General features: G+C 65.5%; 21 protein-coding genes and 1 pseudogene. 14 read left to right on the top strand and 8 right to left on the bottom strand.

Annotation, left to right across the window (positions count from 1 at the left end):
- The first annotated feature begins 28 nt into the window (after positions 1–28).
- Genes P6U24_RS14575 through scpA form a run of 4 tightly spaced genes read left to right on the top strand, consistent with a single transcriptional unit; the run spans position 29 to position 4,807 of the window.
- Entirely contained in the window at positions 29–1,936 is a 1,908-nt protein-coding gene (locus tag P6U24_RS14575) for a methylmalonyl-CoA mutase family protein (RefSeq protein WP_407159782.1), read from the top strand.
- Positions 1,933–2,397: a GFA family protein gene (locus P6U24_RS14570; RefSeq protein WP_407159781.1), complete on the top strand. Its 465-nt coding sequence runs from the start codon at positions 1,933–1,935 to the stop codon at positions 2,395–2,397. Before P6U24_RS14575 ends, P6U24_RS14570 begins: the two co-directional genes overlap by 4 nt.
- A 53-nt stretch (positions 2,398–2,450) precedes the next feature.
- Positions 2,451–2,654 (top strand): hypothetical protein, encoded by a 204-nt coding sequence (locus P6U24_RS14565; protein ID WP_407159780.1) that lies wholly within the window; start codon positions 2,451–2,453, stop codon positions 2,652–2,654.
- Positions 2,651–4,807, top strand: a complete 2,157-nt coding sequence (gene scpA, locus P6U24_RS14560) for a methylmalonyl-CoA mutase (protein ID WP_407159779.1) — start codon at positions 2,651–2,653, stop codon at positions 4,805–4,807. Before P6U24_RS14565 ends, scpA begins: the two co-directional genes overlap by 4 nt.
- Before the next feature lie 82 nt (positions 4,808–4,889).
- Here scpA and P6U24_RS14555 read toward each other — a convergent pair whose 3' ends face one another.
- On the bottom strand, positions 4,890–5,636 hold the full coding sequence (locus P6U24_RS14555) for a hypothetical protein (protein WP_407159778.1): 747 nt from the start codon (positions 5,634–5,636) through the stop codon (positions 4,890–4,892).
- 214 nt (positions 5,637–5,850) lie between these two features.
- Between P6U24_RS14555 and P6U24_RS14550 the strand changes: the two genes are divergently transcribed.
- The 5 genes from P6U24_RS14550 to P6U24_RS14530 all read left to right on the top strand — a co-directional run bounded on the left by P6U24_RS14550 (position 5,851) and on the right by P6U24_RS14530 (position 10,340).
- Positions 5,851–6,633, top strand: coding sequence for a DUF3298 domain-containing protein (locus tag P6U24_RS14550; RefSeq protein ID WP_407159777.1), 783 nt, complete (start codon positions 5,851–5,853; stop codon positions 6,631–6,633).
- 33 nt (positions 6,634–6,666) lie between these two features.
- Positions 6,667–7,662: a methylmalonyl Co-A mutase-associated GTPase MeaB gene (gene meaB, locus P6U24_RS14545; protein WP_407159776.1), complete on the top strand. Its 996-nt coding sequence runs from the start codon at positions 6,667–6,669 to the stop codon at positions 7,660–7,662.
- Positions 7,659–8,321 (top strand): pyroglutamyl-peptidase I, encoded by a 663-nt coding sequence (locus P6U24_RS14540; RefSeq protein WP_407159775.1) that lies wholly within the window; start codon positions 7,659–7,661, stop codon positions 8,319–8,321. Before meaB ends, P6U24_RS14540 begins: the two co-directional genes overlap by 4 nt.
- A gap of 67 nt (positions 8,322–8,388) precedes the next feature.
- Positions 8,389–8,838, top strand: a complete 450-nt coding sequence (locus P6U24_RS14535; RefSeq protein WP_407159774.1) for a cupin domain-containing protein — start codon at positions 8,389–8,391, stop codon at positions 8,836–8,838.
- 131 nt (positions 8,839–8,969) lie between these two features.
- Positions 8,970–10,340, top strand: coding sequence for a TIGR03808 family TAT-translocated repetitive protein (locus P6U24_RS14530; protein WP_407159773.1), 1,371 nt, complete (start codon positions 8,970–8,972; stop codon positions 10,338–10,340).
- A gap of 3 nt (positions 10,341–10,343) precedes the next feature.
- Here P6U24_RS14530 and P6U24_RS14525 read toward each other — a convergent pair whose 3' ends face one another.
- The 3 genes from P6U24_RS14525 to P6U24_RS14515 all read right to left on the bottom strand — a co-directional run bounded on the left by P6U24_RS14525 (position 10,344) and on the right by P6U24_RS14515 (position 12,872).
- Positions 10,344–10,889, bottom strand: coding sequence for a TIGR03809 family protein (locus P6U24_RS14525; protein WP_407159772.1), 546 nt, complete (start codon positions 10,887–10,889; stop codon positions 10,344–10,346).
- A 691-nt stretch (positions 10,890–11,580) separates the two neighbouring features.
- On the bottom strand, positions 11,581–12,306 hold the full coding sequence (locus P6U24_RS14520; protein WP_407159771.1) for a hypothetical protein: 726 nt from the start codon (positions 12,304–12,306) through the stop codon (positions 11,581–11,583).
- Positions 12,303–12,872 (bottom strand): sigma-70 family RNA polymerase sigma factor, encoded by a 570-nt coding sequence (locus tag P6U24_RS14515; protein ID WP_407159770.1) that lies wholly within the window; start codon positions 12,870–12,872, stop codon positions 12,303–12,305. Before P6U24_RS14515 ends, P6U24_RS14520 begins: the two co-directional genes overlap by 4 nt.
- 644 nt (positions 12,873–13,516) lie before the next feature.
- Between P6U24_RS14515 and P6U24_RS14510 the strand changes: the two genes are divergently transcribed.
- Entirely contained in the window at positions 13,517–14,638 is a 1,122-nt protein-coding gene (locus P6U24_RS14510; RefSeq protein WP_407159769.1) for a DUF2336 domain-containing protein, read from the top strand.
- Between the two features lie 135 nt (positions 14,639–14,773).
- On the opposite strand, the gene P6U24_RS14505 is transcribed toward P6U24_RS14510, so the two are convergent.
- Both P6U24_RS14505 and P6U24_RS14500 read right to left on the bottom strand, forming a co-directional pair.
- The gene (locus tag P6U24_RS14505; protein ID WP_407159768.1) at positions 14,774–15,412 is read right to left on the bottom strand and encodes an NrsF family protein; all 639 of its coding nucleotides are present in this window, start codon (positions 15,410–15,412) and stop codon (positions 14,774–14,776) included.
- 2 nt (positions 15,413–15,414) lie between these two features.
- Entirely contained in the window at positions 15,415–15,927 is a 513-nt protein-coding gene (locus P6U24_RS14500) for a sigma-70 family RNA polymerase sigma factor (RefSeq protein ID WP_407160461.1), read from the bottom strand.
- Between the two features lie 306 nt (positions 15,928–16,233).
- On the opposite strand from P6U24_RS14500, the gene P6U24_RS14495 reads away from it, so the two are divergent.
- The 4 genes and pseudogenes from P6U24_RS14495 (at position 16,234) to P6U24_RS14480 (ending at position 19,707) form a co-directional block, all read left to right on the top strand.
- The gene (locus P6U24_RS14495) at positions 16,234–16,653 is read left to right on the top strand and encodes a hypothetical protein (protein ID WP_407159767.1); all 420 of its coding nucleotides are present in this window, start codon (positions 16,234–16,236) and stop codon (positions 16,651–16,653) included.
- Between the two features lie 104 nt (positions 16,654–16,757).
- Positions 16,758–17,537 (top strand): enoyl-CoA hydratase, encoded by a 780-nt coding sequence (locus P6U24_RS14490; RefSeq protein ID WP_407159766.1) that lies wholly within the window; start codon positions 16,758–16,760, stop codon positions 17,535–17,537.
- Positions 17,538–17,747: 210 nt separating this feature from the next.
- Positions 17,748–19,160 (top strand): TolC family outer membrane protein, encoded by a 1,413-nt coding sequence (locus P6U24_RS14485; protein WP_407159765.1) that lies wholly within the window; start codon positions 17,748–17,750, stop codon positions 19,158–19,160.
- Positions 19,161–19,171: 11 nt separating this feature from the next.
- A pseudogene (locus tag P6U24_RS14480) lies at positions 19,172–19,707 on the top strand (hypothetical protein).
- Positions 19,708–19,790: 83 nt separating this feature from the next.
- Here P6U24_RS14480 and P6U24_RS14475 read toward each other — a convergent pair.
- Positions 19,791–20,057 carry a hypothetical protein gene (locus P6U24_RS14475; protein ID WP_407159764.1) on the bottom strand — a complete coding sequence of 89 codons (267 nt, stop codon included), beginning with the start codon at positions 20,055–20,057 and terminating at the stop codon, positions 19,791–19,793.
- 62 nt (positions 20,058–20,119) lie between these two features.
- Positions 20,120–22,432, bottom strand: a complete 2,313-nt coding sequence (locus P6U24_RS14470; RefSeq protein ID WP_407159763.1) for a molybdopterin cofactor-binding domain-containing protein — start codon at positions 22,430–22,432, stop codon at positions 20,120–20,122.
- Position 22,433 lies beyond the last annotated feature (1 nt).

Genomic DNA, 22,433 nt, shown 5'->3' with positions numbered 1-22,433 from the left:
CTCGAGCGCGCCCGGGAGACGCCCAGGAATGACAGAGGTGACCCAAGACTTACGCCAAGAGTTACGCCAAGACTTGCCCCAAGACCTGCGCCTGGCGGCCGACTTTGCGCCGGCCACTGAGGAGCAGTGGCGCAAGCTGGTCGATGGCGTGCTGAAGGGGGCACCGTACGAGAAGCTCGTCGGCAAGACCTATGACGGGATCAAGATCCAGCCGATCTACGCACGCGCCAAGGGGTCCTCGCCGGTCGCCGGCCGCGCTGCCGCCGCGCCGTGGCAGATCATGCAGCGGCTCGACCACCCCGATGCCGCCAAGGCCAATGCGCAGGCGCTGACCGATCTCGAAAACGGCGCGACGGGGCTGTCGCTGATCTTCGCCGGCGCACGCGGCGGCCGCGGGTTTGGCCTGCCGCCGGCGGCAGATGCGATTGCAAGGGCGTTAAGCGGCATCCACCTTGACGCCGGCATTGCAATCGAGCTGCAGCTCGGGCCGCAGTCGCAGACCGCCGCAGCGCTGCTGGCGGCGTTCATCAAACAGAACGGCATCTCGCCGGCCGCCTGCGACATCCGTTTCGGCCTCGATCCGATCGGCAACGCTGCCGTGAGCGGCACGAGCACAGTTGAAGCCACCGAGATCGCGAGCAGCGTGGCCGGCACCGTCAATGATCTGCGCGCCGCGGGCTTCAAGGGACCGTTCGTCGCCGCTGACGGCGTCGTCGTCCACGACGCCGGAGGCTCGGAGGTGCAGGAGCTCGCTTTCGTGCTGGCATCCGGCGTGGCTTACCTGCGCGCGCTGGAGGCCGGCGGGATCGCGCTGGACGAGGCGCGCAGCCTCGTGTTCGCCCGCCTCGCCGCCGATGCCGACCAGTTCCTGACGATTGCGAAATTCCGCAGCCTGCGCCTGCTCTGGGCAGGGATCGAGCAGTCCTGCGGGCTGGCCCCGAAGCCACTGTTCGTCGCGGCCGAGACGGCGTGGCGCATGCTGACCCGGCGCGACCCTTACGTGAACATGCTGCGCGCCACGATCGCGACCTTCTCGGCCGGGCTCGGCGGCGCCAATGCGATCACGGTGCTGCCGCATACGCTGGCTCTCGGGCTGCCGGACGCTTTCGCGCGACGGCTGGCGCGCAACACGCAGCTGATCCTCCTGGAGGAGTCCAACCTCGCCAAGGTCGGTGATCCCGCCGCGGGCGCCGGCGGCATCGAGGCGCTGACGCAGGAGCTTTGCGCAGCCGCGTGGGGGCTATTCCAGGAAATCGAAAAGACCGGCGGGATGATCGCAGCCCTCCAGGCCGGCCTGATCCAGGACAAGGTGGCGACCACCCGCAAGATGCGCGATGCCAACATCGCCAGGCGCCGCGACGTGCTGACCGGCGCCAGCGAGTTCCCTGATTTAAGTGAGGCGGACGCCACGATCGATCCCACCCCACCCCTGGCGATCGCGCCGAAGGGGGCTGCGAGGACGAGCTTCGCAGCGCTCGCGCCCCGGCGGCTCGCCGAGCCCTTCGAACGGCTACGCGACCGCTCTGATGCCCAGCTTAAGCGCGGCGGCAAGCGGCCGGCAGTGTTCCTTGCCAATTTGGGCACGCCGGCCGACTTCACGGCGCGCGCCACTTTCGCGCGCAGCTTCTTCGAAGCCGGCGGCATCGCGGCGATCGAGGGCAAAGGGGCATCCGACCCGGCCGCGCTCGCGGCCGACTACAGGGGGTCCGGCGCCTCCCTGGCGTGCCTATGCTCGTCCGACAAGGTCTACGCCGCGGACGCGATTGCGGCGGCCAAGGCCCTGCACGAAGCTGGTGCGCGGCATATCTATCTGGCAGGCCGCCCCGCCCAGCAGGAGGCTGATTTGCGCGCGGCGGGTGTCGGCAGCTTCGTATTCGCCGGCAGTGACGCGCTGACCATCCTCGGAGACGCCTATGCGCATCTGGAGCGAGCATGACCGATGACACCAAGCCTCTCCTGACCGGCGGCTGCCAATGCGGCGCGGTCCGCTTCGCCTTCAAGACCACGCCTGGCAAGGTCAGCATCTGCCATTGCCGGATGTGCCAGAAAGCGGCCGGCGCGCCCTTCGCCTCCTTTGCCGAGATCGAGCGCGAGAACTTCGCCTGGACGCGCGGCCAGCCCGCTGCGTTCCGCTCCTCTTCGATCGCCGAGCGCTTCTTCTGCGCCGCCTGCGGCACGCCGCTCGGCTTCGCGCGCATCGACGGGCCGCGCATCGAGATCATGACAGGCTGCTTCGACCGGCCTGACCGCGTCATCCCAACGCGGCAGTACGGCACCGAATCCCGGCTCGGCTGGGTGGTCGGAATCTCCAACCTGCCGAGCCAGACCACGATGCAGAACTACGGGCCGGAGAAGATGGCGACCATTACGAGCCATCAGCATCCGGATCATGATTAACCGCCCACCTGCGATGGCCTATCAAGGGCTCCGATCGTGCTAGGATTTCGTCCATGTTCCGGGCTCTGTTCGAATTGCTTTTTTGGGCGCCCGCCGAGGGAGCGTCGCATGTTGCCATGCACGCCTGGCAACGCAACGCCACGCATTCGGAGCGAGAGCCATACGAGCGGAAAAGCCGGTTCGACGATCCCGTCTACAAGCAGAATGTTCAGCGGCTGATCGAACGCAGCCGCAAGTTTGAGGAAGCCCGGGAATGAGCCGCATTCCGAACTTCGCCGACATCGCCTTCACACCCACCGCGGCACCTGTGCCTGCGGGCCACGCCCAGCCCTGGCTGACGCCGGAGGGCATTCCGGTGAAGCCGGCCTATGGCGAGGCCGACCTCGACGGCATCGACTTTCTCGACACCTGGCCAGGCATCGCGCCTTATCTACGCGGCCCCTACCCGACCATGTATGTCAACCAGCCCTGGACGATCAGGCAATATGCCGGCTTCTCCACGGCGGAGGATTCCAACGCCTTCTATCGCCGCAACCTCGCGGCTGGACAGAAGGGCCTCTCGGTCGCCTTCGATCTCGCCACCCACCGCGGCTATGACAGCGATCATCCGCGCGTCGCCGGCGATGTCGGCATGGCCGGCGTGGCGATCGATTCCATCTACGACATGCGCACGCTGTTCTCCGGCATCCCGCTCGACCGGATGAGCGTGTCGATGACCATGAACGGCGCGGTGCTGCCGATCCTGGCGCTGTTCGTGGTCGCAGCCGAGGAACAGGGCGTGCCGCCGGAAAAGCTGTCGGGCACCATTCAGAACGACATCCTAAAAGAGTTCATGGTGCGCAACACCTACATCTATCCGCCGGCGCCCTCGATGCGGATCATCTCCGACATCTTCGCCTTCACCTCGCAGCGGATGCCGAAGTTCAACTCGATCTCGATCTCCGGCTATCACATGCAGGAAGCCGGCGCGACGCAGGATCTCGAGCTCGCCTACACGCTCGCAGACGGCGTCGAATATTTGCGCGCCGGCATCGCCGCCGGCCTCGACGTCGACCGCTTCGCGCCGCGGCTGTCGTTCTTCTGGGCTGTCGGCATGAACTTCTTCATGGAGGTCGCCAAGCTGCGCGCCGCGCGGCTGCTCTGGGCCAAGCTGCTGAAGCCGTTCGAGCCAAAGGACCCGCGCTCGCTGTCGCTGCGCACGCATTGCCAGACCTCGGGCTGGTCGCTGACCGCGCAGGACGTCTTCAACAACGTGATGCGCACCGCGATCGAGGCGATGGCAGCGACCCAAGGCCACACCCAGTCGCTGCACACGAACGCGCTCGACGAGGCTTTGGCGCTGCCGACCGACTTCTCCGCGCGCATCGCCCGCAACACGCAGCTATTCCTGCAGCAGGAGAGCGGCACGACGCGCATCATCGATCCCTGGGGCGGCTCCTATTACGTCGAGCGGCTGACCCGCGATCTCGCGGCCAAGGCCTGGGGCCATATCCAGGAGGTCGAGGAGCTCGGCGGCATGGCCAAGGCGATCGAAGCCGGCGTGCCGAAGCTGCGCATCGAGGAAGCTTCCGCCAAGACCCAGGCCCGTATCGATGCCGGCCGCCAGGCGGTGATCGGCGTCAACAAATACAGGCCCGTCGATGAAGCGCCGATCGATGTGCTCAAGGTCGAGAACTCAACGGTGCGCCGCCTGCAGATCGACAAGCTGTCGCGGCTGCGCTCCGAGCGCAACCAAGCCGACGTCGATGCGGCGCTGGCCGCGCTGACGCGCTCCGCCGGCGAGGGCAACGGCAACCTTCTGGCACTTGCCATCGATGCAGCGCGCGCAAAAGCCACCGTCGGCGAGATTTCAGAGGCGATGGAAAAGGTGTTCGGCCGCCACCGCGCCGAGATCAAGTCCATCACCGGCGTCTACAAGCGGGAGGCCGCCAGCATGTCTGATAAGGTCGGGAAGCTGCAGGCGCTGATCGACGCCTTCGAGGAGGCCGAAGGCCGGCGCCCGCGCATCCTGGTCGCCAAGATCGGTCAGGACGGTCACGACCGCGGCCAGAAGGTGATCGCATCGGCTTTCGCCGACATCGGCTTCGACGTCGATATCGGGCCGCTGTTCGCGACCGCCGAAGAAGCCGCGCGCCAGGCCGTCGAGAACGACGTGCATATCCTTGGCGTGTCCTCGCTCGCCGCCGCCCATCTCACTGCAGTGCCGGAATTGAAGGCCGCGCTGAAGGCCCAGGGCCGCGAGGACATCATGATCATCATCGGCGGCGTGGTGCCGCCGCAGGACTACGATGCACTCTACAAGGCCGGCGCCGAAGCGATCTTCCCGCCGGGCACCGTGATCGCGGACGCCGCCGAGGAGCTGATCCATAAGCTGAACGCGCGGCTCGGCCACAGCGAGGCGGCGGAGTAGCACGCGTCCCGTTTTGCCAGCCATCCGGCATGTTGCCGTCGCGCCGGCTGCAATGCTTCAGGTACGCGCAGCTGGGGCGCGCTCAATTGTCATCATGACGGCGCGCGTAGGCGGTCAACAATTCAATGCCCCGCGACTGAAGGCGATCGTTGACGCGGGACTCCAGGATCCGCTTGACATATCGGTTGACGGACGGAGCAAACCACATCGTCGTCTTGGTCGTAACGACCGAGGTTGGAGTGGCACTGTTGGTCAATGTTTCATCCACTTCCAACTTGAACGCATCATAGGTCTTGTTGAACTTGAGGATGACCGGCTCGTAGGCCACGACCTTCTCGGTCGCGTCGACGTTGAAATGAACTTCGGGAGGGGTCTTCCGGTTTGAGGTGAGGTGCACCTTCCATTGAGCGCCAAGCTTGAGCGGAAGCTGTATTCCGGTCGATGGATTGGCCGGATTTTGGGTCCAGACTTGATCCTCGAGCAAGTTCCAGTTTTCGTCGAAGACTTGCAGCGCACTGGTGCCGACGCTTTGACCATAGGGCGTAAAGGTCGACTGCACACTGTAGGTTTTGTCCTTGAGCTCTGTCACCGTGTGCACAACGGTCGATTTTGTCTCACCGGTGATATCGTCGATGACCTGATAGGTCCAGCGATCGCCCGGCCTGACATCGATCTTGTCGATGACAGGTGCGGTCGTCTCCGTGCCCTGGTCCGACTTGTCGGTCCTGCTCGAATCGGGACCTTCTTCTGCATGTGCCGCGATGTGAATGCCATTTATTGCGATCGCAATCGCGATCATTCGAAGAAATAAGCTGTACACGTATGGCATCGGCAAAGCTCAATGCGAACAAAGATTTCGACCGACGGTACTTGATCAGCACCTGCAATTCAAGGTCGCGGCAGCTGCACCATCGATACGCTGAGACGATCACATGTTGGCGATCACCGAGCTGATGCGCAACTCAATGGCGAGCGCGCGCTGAAACTGACAATCTTGAACCTTCGCTTGACGTCCTCATACAGACCATCAGAAACCGGATCAAATGTTCATGCCTGCCAGATTCACATTCGCGCTGCTGTTCGGCATCCTCGCGTTCGCGACGGCCCACGCCGCCGACCCCAAGCCCGACGCAGCCATCAAGACCAAGGCGGTCGACGCCAACGTCGCGCTCGATGCGCAGGTCAAGGCCGATCCGGTGCTGGCGGCGAACTGCCTGGCCGAGGGCCGCAAATGGATGGACAAGAACGCCGCCGATGCCACCAAAGAGTTCAAGGAGGACAAGGGGCTGTTCCGCGATGGTCCCTACACCTACGGACGCAACTACTCGGTGCGCTCGATCGTGGCCGACCGTTATGTCAGCGTGCTCAGGGACGACTACATGGACACGCATGGGGCCCACCCGAACAGCACCGTCGACACCATCCTGTGGGACAAGGCCGAGAACAAGCGCATCAGCATCCGTCCCTTCTTCACCGAGACAGCCGATAACGGCCCGACCATGAAGGCGATGCAGGCCGCGATCATCGCTTCGCTGAAGGAGGAGAAGAAGAAGCGCGATGCGATGGAAACGGCGACCGACGAATGGCTCGGCAACGTCAAGCCGGCGCTGCTCAAGATCGGCGCGGTGACGCTGGCGCCTTCGACCGAGGCCGGCAAGAGCTCGGGCCTGACCTTCCATTACCCGCCTTATGAGGTCGGCCCCTATGCCGAGGGCCAGTACGTCGCCTTCGTGCCGTGGGAGGCGCTGAAGCCAGATCTGACGCCCGAGGGCCTGCGCATCTTCGGCGGCGCGAGGCCGAAGGACGACGCCAGGCAAGAAAACTGACGGGCGGCCTCGTCATTCGCTATAACGGGCTGCATGTCTTCTCGTTCGTCCGCCTCCTCGCCCGATATCGATGCCCTGGCGCGCGACCTCCGCGCCAGCAGCCGCGCGGCGCTGGCGCGGGCGATCACGCTGGTCGAGAGCCGCCGCGCCGACCATCAGGCTGCAGCGCGCGAGCTGGTGCAGGCGCTGCTGCCGCAGACCGGACATGCCATCCGCGTCGGCATCACCGGCTCGCCCGGGGTTGGCAAATCCACCACGATCGACGCGCTCGGCATGTATCTGATCGCGCACGGCCACAAGGTCGCGGTGCTGGCGGTCGATCCCTCCTCGGCACGCACCGGGGGCTCGATCCTTGGCGACAAGACGCGAATGGCGCGGCTGGCACACGCCGACCATGCCTTCATCCGCCCCTCGCCTGCGTCAGGTACGCTCGGCGGCGTCGCGGCCAAGACGCGCGAGGCCATGCTGCTCTGCGAGGCCGCTGGCTTCGACATCATCCTGGTCGAGACCGTCGGCATCGGGCAGTCCGAGACCGCGGTCTGCGACATGACCGATTTCTTCCTCGCGCTCATGCTGCCCGGCGGCGGCGACGAGTTGCAGGGCATCAAGAAGGGCTTGGTCGAGCTCGCCGACATGATCGCGATCAACAAGGCCGACGGCGACAATCTCAAGCGCGCCAACATCACGGCCGCCGATTATCGCGGCGCGCTGCATCTGCTCGCGCCTCGCTCCGAGCACTGGCATCCGCCTGTCGTGACCTATTCGGCAATGACGGGCAAGGGCATCGCCGAGCTCTGGCAGAAGATCATCGAGCATCGCAAGGCCATGACGGCGTCGGGCGAATTCGCCCAGCGCCGGCGCGAGCAGCAGGTGAAATGGATGTGGTCGATGCTGGAGCAGCGGCTGATGGCGCGGCTGCGCACCGATGCCGCAATCCGTGGCAAGGTCAGGAAGCTCGAGGCCGAAGTCGCCGGCGGCCACATCGCTCCGGCCGTGGCAGCCGAACAGCTTGCGGAGATGCTGCAATGAGCGAGCCCCTTCGCGTCCTCCTCACCGGCTTCGGCCCGTTTCCCGGCGCGCCGACCAATCCGACAATCCCGCTGGTGCAGCGGCTGATGGCGCTGCGCCGGCCCGCGCTCGATGATGTGGAATTGTCGAGCCACATCTTCCACGTCACCTACCGCACCGTCGACCGCGAGCTGCCCGAGCTGATCGCGCGCCTGCGCCCGCATGCGATGCTGATGTTCGGGCTCGCGAGCCGCACCGCGCACCTGCGAATCGAGACCCGCGCCCGCAACGCCGTGACCACCACCTTTCCCGACGCGGATCGCGCCGTCGCGCGCAAGGGCTCGATCGTTGAGGGCGCACATCCCCTTGTGTTCGGCCCGCACACGGCGCGGCTGCTCAACGCGGCGCGCGCGACCGGCATCGACGCGCGCCCTTCGCGCGACGCCGGAAGCTATCTCTGCAACTATCTGAGCTGGCGCGCGATCGAGGCGACACAGGCGAAAGGCGGGCCGGACCTCGCCGCATTCATCCATATCCCGCAGCTCGCCCGTCCCGGCACGGCGCTTCGCCGGGCCAGCACGCGCATTACGCTGGAGGAACTGGTCGACGCCGGAGAGGCCATGCTGATGGAGCTCGTGAAGCTGGGCCGGCAGGCAGGCCGCGACGCCTCCCAAGGCTGATGCTCATGCCCGGCACGCGTTCGGCCCTTCATTCATAGCTCCCTCAAACGCGAATCGAGAGGACGGGATGGCGAAACTGAACATTGCAGCGGCACCGATATCGGAGGGCTCGGATTATCCCGCGCCGTTCGACATGCCATGCCGGAACAAACTGCGCCGCCGGCTGGCGAAGGCGGCGGGCCTCTCGCGATTGGGCGTCAATCTGCTGGAGTTACAGCCGGGCGCCTGGTCGAGCCAGCGGCACTGGCACACCGAGGAGGAGGAGTTCGTCTACGTCATCGAGGGCGAGGTTGTGCTGGTCGGCACCGCCGGCGAAGAGATCCTGCGCGCAGGTGATTGTGCCGCGTTCCCGCCCGGCGAAGCCCATAGCCATCACCTGCAGAACCGCTCCACCGGGCTCGTTCGCGTGCTGGAAATCGGATCCGCCAACCTGCGCGACGATGAATGCCATTATCCGGACATCGACCTGCATGCCACGGCAGTCGGGTATTTCCGCAAGGACGGAACATCTTACTGACCAGCACCGCTGGATAAAGATTTAACCCTACCCGCAACAATCCCGCCCTCGCGCGCTCGCCCTCACCATCAGGATTGAGGGTTTCGGCTTAAGTGGTGACAACACGCCACTTTTTGCGCGAGCTGCACACGATGGATGTCAACCGCCGCCGTCTCTTGGGCGCCTCCGCCGCTGGTGCAGCCGGGGCGTTGGCGCTGCCGGTCGAGCCCACGCGCGCGGCGCCCTTGATCGCCACGCTCGGCCGCGATGCCACGCAATATGGCGTCAGGCCGGGCAGCCCCGACGACCAGACCCGTGCATTGCAACGCGCGATCGACGAGGCCGCGCGGGCCCAGATGCCGCTGGCCCTGCCGCCTGGCGTCTACCGCTGCTCGATGCTGCGCCTCGCCGAAGGCAGCCAGCTTGTCGGTGTGCGCGGCGCAACCAGGCTCGTTTTCTCCGGCGGCGGTCCGTCCCTGCTCTTGAGCGAAGGCGCGGGCCATGTCGGCCTCACCGGCATCTCGCTCGATGGCGCAAATATCCCCCTGCCCGCGCGCCGCGGCCTGATCCATGGCCTCGGCGGCCGCGACGTCCGCGTCATCAATTGCGAGATCATGAATGCCGGGGGCGCAGGCATCTGGCTCGAGCAGGTTTCGGGCGAGGTCAGCGGCAACATCATCACGGACATCGCCTCGACCGCGGTCGTCTCCTTCGACGCCGCCGGCCTGATCGTGTCCCGCAACACCATTCTCGGCACCAATGACAACGGCATCGAGATCCTGCGCACCGCGATCGGCGATGACGGCTCGATGGTGCTGGACAACCGCATCGAGAACATCAAGGCCGGGCCCGGCGGCTCCGGCCAGTATGGCAACGCCATCAACGCCTTCCGCGCCGGCAACGTGATCGTGCGCGGCAACCGGATCAGGAATTGCGACTATTCGGCCGTGCGCGGCAACTCGGCCTCGAACATTCACATATCAGGCAACAGCGTGAGTGATGTGCGCGAGGTCGCGCTCTATTCGGAGTTTTCCTTCGAAGGCGCCGTGATCGCGAACAACACGGTCGATGGCGCCGCGTTTGGGGTGTCGGTTTGCAATTTCAACGAGGGCGGCCGCATCGCCGTCGTCCAGGGCAACATCATCCGCAACCTGATCCCGAAGCGGCCGATCGGCACCGCGCCGGACGATGACGCCGGTATCGGCATCTATGTGGAGGCGGACTCGAGCGTCACTGGCAATGTGATCGAGAACGCCCCCGCCTACGGCATTGTCGCCGGATGGGGCCGCTATCTGCGGGACGTGGTGATCTCGGGCAACGTGATCCGCAACGCGCTGGCCGGCGTCGGTGTCTCGGTGGCCTCCGGCGCGGGCACCGCGCTCGTCAGCAACAACGTGATCTCAGGAGCGCCGCGCGGGGCTGTGGTCGGACTCGACCATATCAAGCCGGTGACATCAGACCTGACGCAGGACGGCGCGCAACGCTTTGCGCAGCTCTCGGTGAGCGGCAATGTCAGCCGTTGAGCATCACAGCGCGTGGCGCAGCGCCGGATAGCGGCGCTCGATCTCGTCCAGGTCAAACACAGGCCGCGGCGTTTCGGCTCTGATGCCGATGCTGAGCGCCTGCTCCAGCGCTGCCATGTCGATACGCGGTGCAAGCGGCGCAATCTCCGGCGCGACGATCTCGTTGGACACGAAGATGTCCTCGGAGACCATGATGTCGGCCTCCGCGATCACGGTCTCGATCGTTGGTGCGAGCACGATCTGCTGCGGGAAGCTTTCATCCGCGTCGGCTTCGTCAGGCGTCACGGGCTCCAGCATCGGCCTGCCATCGGCGACCGTCAGCGTAAAGCCTGTGCGTGGTGTGATGGCCTCGCCGAGCGACAGTGCCCGCCAGTTCTTCACGGCAAATTTCGCTTCCTGGATGTTTTCCAGAAACGAGTATTCGTTGTAATAGCGGCGCCATCGGCCGCTCTCGAACAGCTCGGTCAGATGCTCCAGCCGCTTCTCGGCCAGTGCGCACCAGCGTGCGGACAGCGCACGATTCCTGGCCACGTCCAGTTGATGTGTCATGAGAAGCTCGCGAGGAAAGGAGACGGACGCGACGCAACCCGAACGAATCAATTCGACGTGACGCGATTATTTTGTGGAAAAGGTTAATGAAGTCTAGCGAGCGAGGCGGCTTTCGCCGGGATCACCGTAATTGCGCGGATTTTTTTGTGGCTTCCGGCACCTATGCGCGACACCGCGCAACGCCTGCGCGGTGACGCCGGCCACACACCAACCAGGCCTTGCAGACACACGGCGCGGAAATGAAAGACCCGTCCGGGGGGACAACCGGACGGGTCCAGCCATATTGGCGCTTGGGGTGGATGGGCGCTCGCGCCGGATATAGCCTGGGAGGGTTTTCCGCTCCCACGTCAGTTCTGTCGCCAGCGGCCAGGTGCACGTTCAAAATGTTCGCGGATTATTTTGGCCGTTCACGAAAACGTGGAGCGCTACCGCTGGCGTATCGTTTTGACGCGTTTTCTTCACGCGAACCGGCGCCCACTTCGCTTGAAAACGCTCTCTTGCTGTCCGGGCTGAAGCGTCGCGGGCCGGTGGCATCGATGTCGTCGCAGCCGCCGGCATCGCTGCGGCAGTCAGCTCGTCCTCTGCGTCATCTTGGCCGTGCACACCGATGCATGCGCGCGCTACGACGATCAGGGACGACGATCCGGGATAGCGGCGGGATGTTTGGCGGGAACGCCGTGACGGATGCGGCTTATGGCGCGGCCACCGCGAGGCTGACGATCTTCTCGCGCTGCAGCCGGGCGATCAGGCCACTGGCCTCGTCCTTCGACATCGGGCGCTCGCCGAGCTGCAGCGTGAACAGGCCGCCCTTGGCACCGTCGATGATCGTGGCCTTGTAGTTGTTGAGCAGCGTCGTGATGTCGGAGATGCGCGCATCCGGCGCGAACCGCACCAATGCATGCACCGAAGCCGCGGAGAGCTGCGTCGGCCCGATCGCGCGGGTCAAGGGCTCGCTCACCGAGCGGTCGCTGATGTTCAGCGAGGCCGTCTGATAGGTTGCCGGCTGGCCCCGCATCATGACGGCGGCGATGATTCCCGCCTGCGCCAGCACGACCAGGATGCCGAAGCTTGCCGACAAGGCCAGTGCGCGCGGCGACAGGCTCTCGAAAAAACCGAGCAGGCGGCGACCAATGCTGCGGGAGGGACTTGCCGCCTGCGCCGGCTCCGCATCGATCGCAGCGAACAGCTTTTGCATCGCCCGCCGCGACGGCGCGCCCAGGCTCTCGTTCAGCGCAATTGTCTCGGCATATTCGCGCTGGATCGCGGCATATTGCCGGGCAAGCTCCGGGTCGCCGGCCAAAGCCTCCTCGACGCGCTTGGTGTCGCTTGGATTCAGGGTGCCGGCCGCATACCACGGCAGCAGGAGGTCGATCTCGCTGGGGTCGTGCTCCTGCATCTGCTTGCTCAATGCCATCATGGCCAGCCTCGCTCAACGCCGGCCGTTTTCAACAGTTCGGCCAGTTTCTTGCGCGCATAGAACAAGCGCGTCTTGACGGTGTTCTCCGGGATTTTGACGATCTCGGCCACCTCCTCCACGGACTTCTCGTGGTAGTAGACGAGATCGACGATCTCCCGGTGCTCTGGCGAGAGCGCTCTCAGGCACTTGCGTAACGCGTTCCCGGCGTCCTTCTTCTGCACCACCACTTCCGGATCATCGGACATGTCCTCGATCGCGTGAGCGGCCTCGTCTTCCAACTCCACATCCTTTCTGCGCCGCAGCGCAGACAGGGCCTTGAAGCGTGTGATCGCCAGCAGCCAGGTCGAAACGGCCGATCGGCCTTCGAACTTGCCTGCCTGACGCCAGACGTCGAGGAAGACTTCGCTGATGAGGTCCTCCGCCACCTGTTCGTCCCGCACGAGCCGGAGCCCGAAACGGAACACCCTGACATGGTGCCGTCCGTACAGCACCTGCATGGCGAGCCGGTCGCCTTGAGCGATCCGGGCGATCAGGGTTTCGTCTGATGCCGCCTGTGTTACGCTCAATTGCCGTCTCGCAGAGTTGGTCGGGAAGATGGGGCCCGTGGTTCGATGCGGCCCGTAAAAATCTTCAGGATACCGGAAAGATACGCACGTCCCTGTGAGCTAACGCACAGAAACGCATCTTTTCGGTGGCTTTTTTGCGAGATCTCTCGTACCGGATCGGCATCATACTACAGCTACACCCTTCCCAACAGCCGTCCTCGAGGGTTGCCAACTACCGGCGGTCCCGAACAACGCAGGCAGCGAAACGGTCCGCGCCTGCCCCTGTTCCCTGCTCCCATGGCGGAGGAGGATCCGAGGCGAATTTCTCTGATTGGACAAGGACAAATTCCATTCGACGGCACCTGAAACCAGGCGCCATAGATACCAAAACGCAAGGCTTTCCGCGCTAATTTTCGAGCCTGGCTCCACGATTGGCGCGAACATGGGCTCTGCGGCGTCTCTCCTGACCTCGATCGCGGCCGGGCCGGACCTTTCAGGTCCGCGCCCGCCGGCCGGAACTCGTTGCTCGGCCGGGCCTGCTCCTACGCGCCGATCGCGCGCTTTATGCCGCCAAATGCGCAGCCGCAATCGCATCGGCAGCCCTGAGCGGGACTCTTCATTTGGACCAAGATCATAAACCGTGAAGCACATTGCGAATGACATCGATGAGCTCGAAATCCGCAGCCGCTACTGAAAACCTGCTCGACGAACTGCAGGCGGCGCTCGCCCACGGCACCGTCGCCCGCCGGGTTGAGACGCTGCAGCGCGTGACCGACCTGTTCATTGACGGCGATGTCGATTTTTCCGACCAGCAGGTCGCGCTGTTCGACGACGTCTTCGAATGCCTGATCGAGCATATCGAGATGTCGGCGAAATCCCTGCTCGCCAATCGCCTGGCGGCCAGCAAAACCGCGCCGCCCCGGACGCTGCGCCGGCTCGCCGATGACGACGCGATCGAGGTCGCAGGTCCCGTGCTGTCGAAATCCGAGCGCCTTGATGACGAGACCCTGATCCAGACCGCGCGGACCAAGAGCCAAGCCCATCTGCTCGCGATCTCGATCCGCCGGGTGCTGAGCCGGGCCGTCACCGACGTGCTGCTGCTCCGCGGCAACGACGAGGTGGTGCGCTCGACCGTGCAGAATGCCGGCGCCGACCTGTCCAGCCGCAGCTACACCAAGCTGGTCGACCGCGCCGCGCAGGATGAGCACCTGGCCGCCTTTCTCGCCATCCGGCCGAACCTGCCGCGACATCTTTACCTGAAGCTACTCGCCAAGGCTTCAGCCGCGGTGCGCGCGAGGCTCGAGGCCGCCCATCCGAAGCGGTCGCAGGAGATTTCCTCCGCGGTGCGCACGGTGACAAGGCTGGCGCGCTCGACCCCGGTCGCACTCACCGAGCAGACCGAGATCGCCCATGCGTTGGTCCGCTCGCTGCACGCGCACGGCCGGCTCGACGAGCCGCTGCTGGAGCAATTCGCCGAGCAGAAGAAATTCGACGAGGCCAATGCGGCGCTCGCGGCGATGGCCAACGTCCCGGTGGCGGTCGCCGAGGCCATGATGGTCGAAAGCCGCGCCGAGGGCGTGATGATCCTCGCCAAGGTCGCCGGCCTGTCATGGCCGACCGTGAAGCTGATCATCGACATGCGCGACGAACTCGCCGGCGGCGCGCCGACCGACCTGCGCTCCTGCAAGGCGACCTATGAGCGGCTACGGCCCTCCACGGCGCAGCAGGTGCTGCGCTTCCACCGCATGCAGGAATCGACGCCCCCGGCGACTGCGCCGGTCGCCTGAGACCAGCCGATCAAGCAAACGTAGAATGGGTAGAGCAAACAGATCGACTCTTCCGATCTGTTTGCGAAACCGATCATCATAACGACGAAAGGTGATGGGTCTCGCTTCCGCTCAACCCATCCCTACGATAACCGGTTAATAGCGTAGCACGCGCCGGCCGATCAGCGCGCCGATGCCGGCAACGATCGCAGTCGCGATCGTGTACCAGGTCGCGACAAACAGCGGCGAGTCATCGGTGCAGTGGGATGCATAGAGCGTCGCAGCAGCACCGGCCGACAGCAGCCCCGCGATCGCCCCCGCCAGCGCGGGCCGCGCCGGCGCGCCATGACGCAGTCCGATCATGGCAGCGGTGAGGATCGGCAGCGACAGCACCGGGATGGCCGACATGCAGAGCATCGAATTGTGGCCAACCAGCCGCGTCAGCATCGGCAGCCGCTGCGGCAGCATCATCTCGCCGGCGATGCCGCCGGCCACCACGACGACCGGCGCGATCAGCAGCCAGCCCCAGCCCTGCAGCGAGGCCTCGGGCCGCGACAGATGCAGGCTGACCGCTGCCGCCGAGATCGCGAGCGCCATCGTCACCACGAATTTCAGATCGAAGAACGGGTTGCGCATCGCCACCATGATGTCGGGACGGATGCCGAGCCCCAGCAGCAGCATGGCCGTCGAGACCGGCGTGGCGGCCATCAGCGCCAGCAGCAGGATGATGCCGACCGGCAGCGCGCGCTGCGCATTGTCGGCGGCAAGGGAGCGAATGAGCTGATCGGTATCCATTCTCATGAATCCCTGAGCTTGGCGGTAAGGCTCGACAGCGCACGGTGCAGCGCGACCCGCACCGCGCCTTCGCTCATCGCGAACCGCTCGGCCGTCTGCTTGATGGAAGAGGCCTCGACCGCGATCGACTGCAGCACCTCGCGCTGGCGCTGCGGCAGCGTCCGCAGCTGCGCGGCCAGCTCGCCGGCGGAAACCTGTGGCGCCGCCGGCGCGTCCGCCAGCGTCTCGGCGAAATCGTCGATGTTGACGAAGATCCGCCGGCCGCGGCGGCGCAGCGCATCGATCAGCTTGTTGCGCGCGATCGCGAACAGCCAGGGCGCGAACGGTGCGCTCACGTCCCAGGTATGCCGCTTCAGATGCACCGCGAGTAGAATCTCCTGCACGATATCCTCGGATTGATCGGCCGGCTGGCCGGCCCGCGCGAGTCCACGGCGCGCAGCGGCCCGCAACACCGGCGTGACCTGCCTGAGCAGACGGTGATAGGCCTCGTCGTCACCGGCGACGGCCTGCCGCATCAAGCCGGTCCATTCGTCGTCACGTTCGCGCACACGCCTACCCGAAATGCATTTCGAGCGATCTTTCAATTTGTTACGTGACCAAAGCTCCAGTCACGAAGCCGTGATCGCGTGAGGACGGCTCTGAGGACGTCAATGATGGCCGTCGCGCGACGAACGCGGCTTCTCGACGACTTCGCGATGGCGTGCCTCCACTTGCCCAGCTTTCGCCCGGCAAAACGACAAGATTCCCTTTTTCCGCCCCGTTCTCGACACGGGTCGGGGTCTCACTCCGCGCTGGGACTGGCGGGATGGGGAGATGATGAGATGACAATCCGAGCCAGCGGACATTCGGCATTGATTCTTGCGGCTGCGTTGATCGCGGCGTCCGCGTTCGGCTTTGCCGGCACCGGCGCTTCCTACGCGGCGGCCAACGGTACCATGCAGCTTGCGACCGAAGCACCTGCGGACGCCAGCACCGTCACGCCGTCGGCTGCAGACGTCCACGCCGCCTCCAGCGAGCAGCAGAGCGCACCCGCCGCTCCATCCCCGTTCGCCGGCAGCACGGTCGCAGAGAACACCGACACCACGGCCGCGACGGCGAGCTCTGATGCAACGGCGAATGCGGTCGCGACCAGCAGCGACGACAGCTCCGGCTGGGACAAGGCCTCGATCATTGGCAAGATCTTCATCGCCTGCGGCACCCTGCTGACGCTGGGTTCGGCTGCCCGCATGTTCATGATCTGACGGTCTGCTCCGCACCGGCCGCAGCCCGGGATCGACGCTGCCACTTGAAGCGCACCCTGCCAGCGGGCACATTGCCTGCTGATTTTCGTTTGCGGGGTTGGATCATGAGCGTCTTCGAGCACATCATCGTCGAGAGCAAGGGCGCGGTCGGCATCGTCAGGCTCAACCGCCCGAAAATGCTCAATGCCTTGTCCTTCGGCGTATTCCGGGAGATCGCCGCCGCGGTCGACGATCTCGAGGCGGACGATGCCATCGGCTGCATCGTCGTGACCGGCAGCGACAAGGCCTTCGCCGCCGGCGCTGATATCAAGGAGATGCAGCCGAAGACGTTCATCGACATGTTCTCATCCGACTTCGCGGCAATCGGCGGCGACCGTATCGCCAAATGCCGCAAGCCGACCATTGCCGCTGTCGCCGGCTATGCGCTCGGCGGCGGCTGCGAGCTCGCCATGATGTGCGACATCATCATCGCCGCCGACACGGCGAAATTCGGCCAGCCGGAGATCACGCTCGGCACTATTCCGGGTATCGGCGGCACCCAGCGCCTGACCCGCGCGATCGGCAAGTCCAAGGCGATGGATCTTTGCCTCACCGGGAGGATGATGGACGCGGCCGAGGCCGAGCGCTCCGGGCTCGTCAGCCGCGTGGTGCCGGCCGACAGGTTGATGGATGAGGTCATGGAAGCGGCGGAGAAGATCGCGTCGATGTCGCGTCCGGCGGCCGCGATGGCGAAGCAGGCGGTCAACCGCGCCTTCGAGACCACGCTGACGGACGGGCTGAACGTCGAGCGCAATCTGTTTCACGCGACTTTCGCGCTCGAAGACCGCGCCGAAGGCATGGCGGCCTTCATCGAGAAGCGCAAGCCGGTCAACAAGAACCGGTGACGCCGGCCGTTGCCGAGGCCGGTGCGCGACGGATTCTCTCTGTCGGCGCCCATGCGCGCTCGTGACGCAGCGGTCGCGGCGAAATGTCTGTGGCGCCGCCGCAACATTAAATTGCGGAAATAGTTGGGATTTTTCAAAGCGACTCTTTGCCTGTGGCTGTGCCGCCCTCTAAACACTAAACAGGCGACCTGATGGGACGCGCGGAGTCGCATGGTGGGGCGAGCCAAAGAATTTGGCGGTGGCAGGACGTTCGGGCGCGGTGCAGGTCTCGTGCTGGCCGCATGTATTGCGATCGCGACCTCGCCCGCCCGCGCCGAGGATCTGGCCGCGGCCCTGGTCAAGGCCTATCAGACCAACCCGCAGCTCAATGCCGAGCGCGCCCGCCAGCGCGGCACCGACGAGAACGTGCCGCAGGCGCTGTCCGGTTATCGACCGCAGATCGCGGCGAATCTCGGCGCCGGCCTGCAGGCGGTGCGTGATCTGCTGCCCGGCAACGTCGTGCAGTCGGCGACATTGAAGCCGTGGCAGATCGGCCTCACCGTGACGCAGACCCTGTTCAACGGCAATCGGACCGCCAACAGCGTGCGCCAGGCGGAACTGCAGGTGCAGTCCGGCCGCGAGGCGCTGCGCAATGTCGGCCAAAGCGTGCTGCTCGATGCGGTGACCGCGTACACAAGCGTGCTCGCCAACCAGTCGCTGGTCGAGGCGCAGCGCTCCAACGTGGCCTTCCTGAAAGAGACGCTGTCGATCACCCAGCGCCGGCTCAATGCCGGCGATGTCACCCCGACCGATGCCTCGCAGGCGGAAGCGCGGCTCGCCCGCGGCCAGGCCGATCTCAACGCCGCCGAGGTCAATCTCGCGATCAGCCAGGCGACTTATGCGCAGGTGATCGGCAGCCCGCCCGGCGCGTTGAAGGCGGCCGATCCGATCGAGCGGCTGCTGCCGCGCAGCCGCGAGGATGCGATCGCGCTCGCCACCAAGGAGAACCCGGCGGTGACTGCGGCCGGCTTTGATGTCGATGTCGCCTCGACCGCGATCCGGATTGCCGAAGGCACGCTGCTGCCCACCGTGACGCTGCAGGGCAGTGTCAGTCGCAGCCGCGATTCCGATCCCACGCTCGGCACCTTCGGCACCGATCAGGCCTCCATCACCGCCAACGTCAATGCGCCGATCTATGACGGCGGCATGGCGGCCTCGCAGACCCGCCAGGCCAAGGAGCTCGCGGCCCAGAGCCGGCTGGTGCTCGACCAGGTTCGCAACCAGGCCCGCACCGCAGCGATCAGTGCCTGGGTCGCCAACGAAGGCGCCAAGATCGCCGTCAGCGCATCGGAAGCCGAGGTGCGCGCCGCCACCGTGGCGCTGCAGGGTGTCTCGAAGGAGGCCCAGGGCGGCCAGCGCACCACGGTCGACGTGCTGAACTCGCAATCCGACCTGATCCAGGCCAAGGCGCGGCTGATCGGCGCCCAGCGCGACCGCGTTGTCGCCTCCTACACTCTGCTCGGCGCGATCGGACGGCTGGACGTCAAGAACCTCGCGCTCAACACGCCGGACTATCTGCCCGAGGTGCACTATCACCAGGTGCGCGACGCCTGGCATGGCCTGCGCACGCCGTCGGGGCAGTGATCGAGTCTGCCATGCAAAGCCGTCGCATCCACATCATGGGCGCATCGGGCTCGGGCGTGACGACGCTCGGCCGTGCGCTGGCCGATCACCTCGCGCTGCCGCATCACGACAGCGATGACTATTTCTGGCTGCCGACCGTGCCACCCTACCAGACGCAGCGTGCGGTGGCCGACCGCCTGCGGCTGATGCACGAGATGTTTCTGCCGCGCGCCGACTGGGTGCTGAGCGGCTCATTGGCCGGCTGGGGCGATGAACTGATCCCGCTGTTCGATATGGTGGTCTTCGTGCAGACGGCACGCGACATCCGCCTGCAGCGGCTGCGCGCCCGCGAGGCTGCGCATTTCGGCACCGATGCCGTCAGCCCGGGTGGCTGGCGACATGAGGAGACGGAATCGTTCATCGAATGGGCATCGCACTATGACGACGGCACGCGCGAGCGAAACACGAGGCCTGGCTTGCCGGCCTGCCATGCCCGGTTTTGCGCCTCGATGGATCGCGGCCGGTAGAGGAGAACGTGGCCGAGATCGCACGCAGGCTCGGTCGCTGAAGCGGCTGTCACGCGCGCATCGCGAGCCAAATCAGGCCGAACGCCCGGTCGGTGCGACCCGCGGGATCAGGCTCCGGAGCGCATCACTTGCCCTCGCGCTCGACCTTGCTGCGCTCGCGCTCATTCATCTCCTTGACCGCGGGATCCTGACCGGATTGGCCGGTGGTCTGCGTGCGCGTGGCCGGCGGCGCAGCGTTCGGCACCGAGCTCTGATCGGGGCCGCCCGCCGCCGGACGCGTGGCCGTCGTCGGCGGAGGGGTATTGTTCTCTGCCGCGGCGGCCTGCGTCGCGAGGCTGACGGCGCCCGCGAGGATGGATATCGCCGCGAGCGCCTGGAAGATCCTGCTCATCGTTCCGTCCTTCTGCGAAGAGATCAGATCAATGAACAGGGATTGCGAACGTCCGTTCCCTCTCACGCCTCCAGCTGCTTGCCGATCGGCAGGGCGCGGATGCGCTTGCCGGTCGCAGCGAAGATCGCGTTGATGAGTGCCGGCGCGAACGGCGGCACGCCGGGCTCGCCGACCCCACTCGGCGGCGTGTCGGCAGCCGGCGGCACGATGTGCACGTTTGTGATCAGCGGCGACTCGTCCATCCGGACCACCGGGAAGTCATCGTAGTTCTTCTGCTGCACCCGGCCGTCCTTGAAGGTGATCTCGCCATATTTGGCGAGGGACAGGCCCATGATCGCCGCGCCCTCGATCTGCGAGGCGATGCGTTCCGGATTGACATAGGTGCCGCAATCGATCGCGGTATCCACGCGCGGGACGGTCAGCTTGCCCTTCTCGTCGACGGCCACCTCGACGATGGTCGCGATGTAGCTGACGAAGCTGCGATGCGCGGCAATGCCGAGCCCGTGTCCCTTCGGCACGGACCGGCCCCACTGGCCCTTCTCCGCGACGAGCTCGACGACCTTGCGCAGGCGCGCGGTATCGATCGGGTAGCTGGAGTAAGGCTCGCCGTAGTTCCAGGGATCCTTCACCGAGGAGAGATCGACCTGCCGGGGCGAGCCGATCATCTCCAGCAGCATGTCCTTGGGATCACGCCCCGTCGCCTGCGCGATCTCGGCGACCATGGATTGCACCGCGAAGGCGCGCGGGATGTTCGAGACCGAGCGGAACCAGCCGATTCTCGTGTGTGCGGCCGCTTCCGGATTTTCGCATTGCAGGTTTGCGATCTCGAACGGTACGTCGATGAGGCCCATGCCTAGCTCGAATGGAGCCTGATGAACCGTGCCGGCGGCGAAGGTCGAGGCGATGCTGGGCGCGACGCTGCGGTGGCGCCAGGCAATCACCTTGCCGTCCTTCAGGCCGGCCTCGATCCGCTCCACCGAGACCGTGTGCAGGAAATCATGCTGGATATCGTCCTCGCGCGTCCACTGCACCTTCACCGGCGCGCCCAGCTCCTTCGACAGCAAGGCTGCTTCGAGCACGAAATCGCATTTCGACTTGCGGCCGAACCCGCCCCCGAGCAGCGTCACATTGACGGTGACGTTCTCCTCGGGGATGCCGAGCGTCTTGGCGACATCTTCACGAGTGCCGCCGGGACTTTGCACCGGCGCCCAGATCTCGGCCTTGTCGCCCTTCACGTCCGCCACCGCAACCGGGGCCTCCATGCTGACATGGGCGAGATGCGGCAGGTAATACTCGCCGACGACCACCTTGTCGGCGCTCTTCAGCGCGCCGTCCACATCGCCTTCCTTGCGGACGACGAGGCCGGGCTTGCGTGCCGCCTCCTCGAGCTCGGCGCGATAGGCGACGGAGTCGTATTTCGCATTGGCTCCGTCATCCCAGACGATCTTGAGCGCGTCGCGCCCCTTGATGGCCGCGCCGGTGTTGCGGGCGATCACCGCCACGCCGCCCAAGGGTTGGAATTTGGAGGGCCAGGGCCAGCCCTTGACCTCCATCACCTTTTCGACGCCCGAGACCTTCATTGCTGCGTCGGAATCGAAGGAGACCAGCTTTCCGCCGGTCACCGGCGGCCGCGCGATGACGGCGTATTTCATGCCGGGCAGGCGCACGTCGCCGCCATAGCCTGCCTTACCGGTCGTGATGTCGTGCAGGTCGACAATGCTGACCTCACCCTTGCCGAGATAGCGGAAGTCCTTCGGGTCCTTCAGCTTCAGCCCCTCGACGCCGGGCACGGACTCCTTCGCCGCGTCAGCGGCGAGATCGCCGAAGCCGAGGCGCCGGCCGGTGGCATCGTGGACCACCTGGTGCTTGACCGCCTTCACCTCCATGACAGGCACGTTCCAGCGTTTCGCTGCGGCCTGCTCCAGCATGGTGCGGGCTGACGCTCCGATCTGCCGCATCGGCAGCAGATAGTGCCGGGTGCTGCGGGAGCCATCTGTATCCTGGTTGCCGAACTTGGTTTCGTCGCCATGCGCCTGCTGAACGCGCACGCGTGTCCAGTCCGCCTCCATCTCCTCGGCGACGATCAGCGGCAGGCTGGTGCGAACACCGGTGCCCATTTCCGACCGATGGGCGAGAATGGTGACGGTTCCATCTGACGCAAGCGAGACGAAGACGCGGGGATCGACCATCACGCCATGCGGCATCTTGCCGGCACCCGTCTCGTAGGCGAATGAGGGGCGCGACAGGATCGGAGCGGCCAGCACGAAGCTGCCGGCCAGGCCGAGACTCTTCAGAACGCTGCGTCGCGATACGTTCTCGACCCTAATCGCTTTTTCAAAGCCGCGAAGCTTGTTCGAATTGGTCATGATATTCATG

It is taken from the genome of Bradyrhizobium sp. STM 3557 (genome assembly GCF_045571465.1).
Taxonomy (GTDB): Bacteria; Pseudomonadota; Alphaproteobacteria; order Rhizobiales; family Xanthobacteraceae; genus Bradyrhizobium.
Note: the sequence above shows the minus strand (reverse complement) of the source record. Positions and strands in the feature narration are given on the sequence as shown.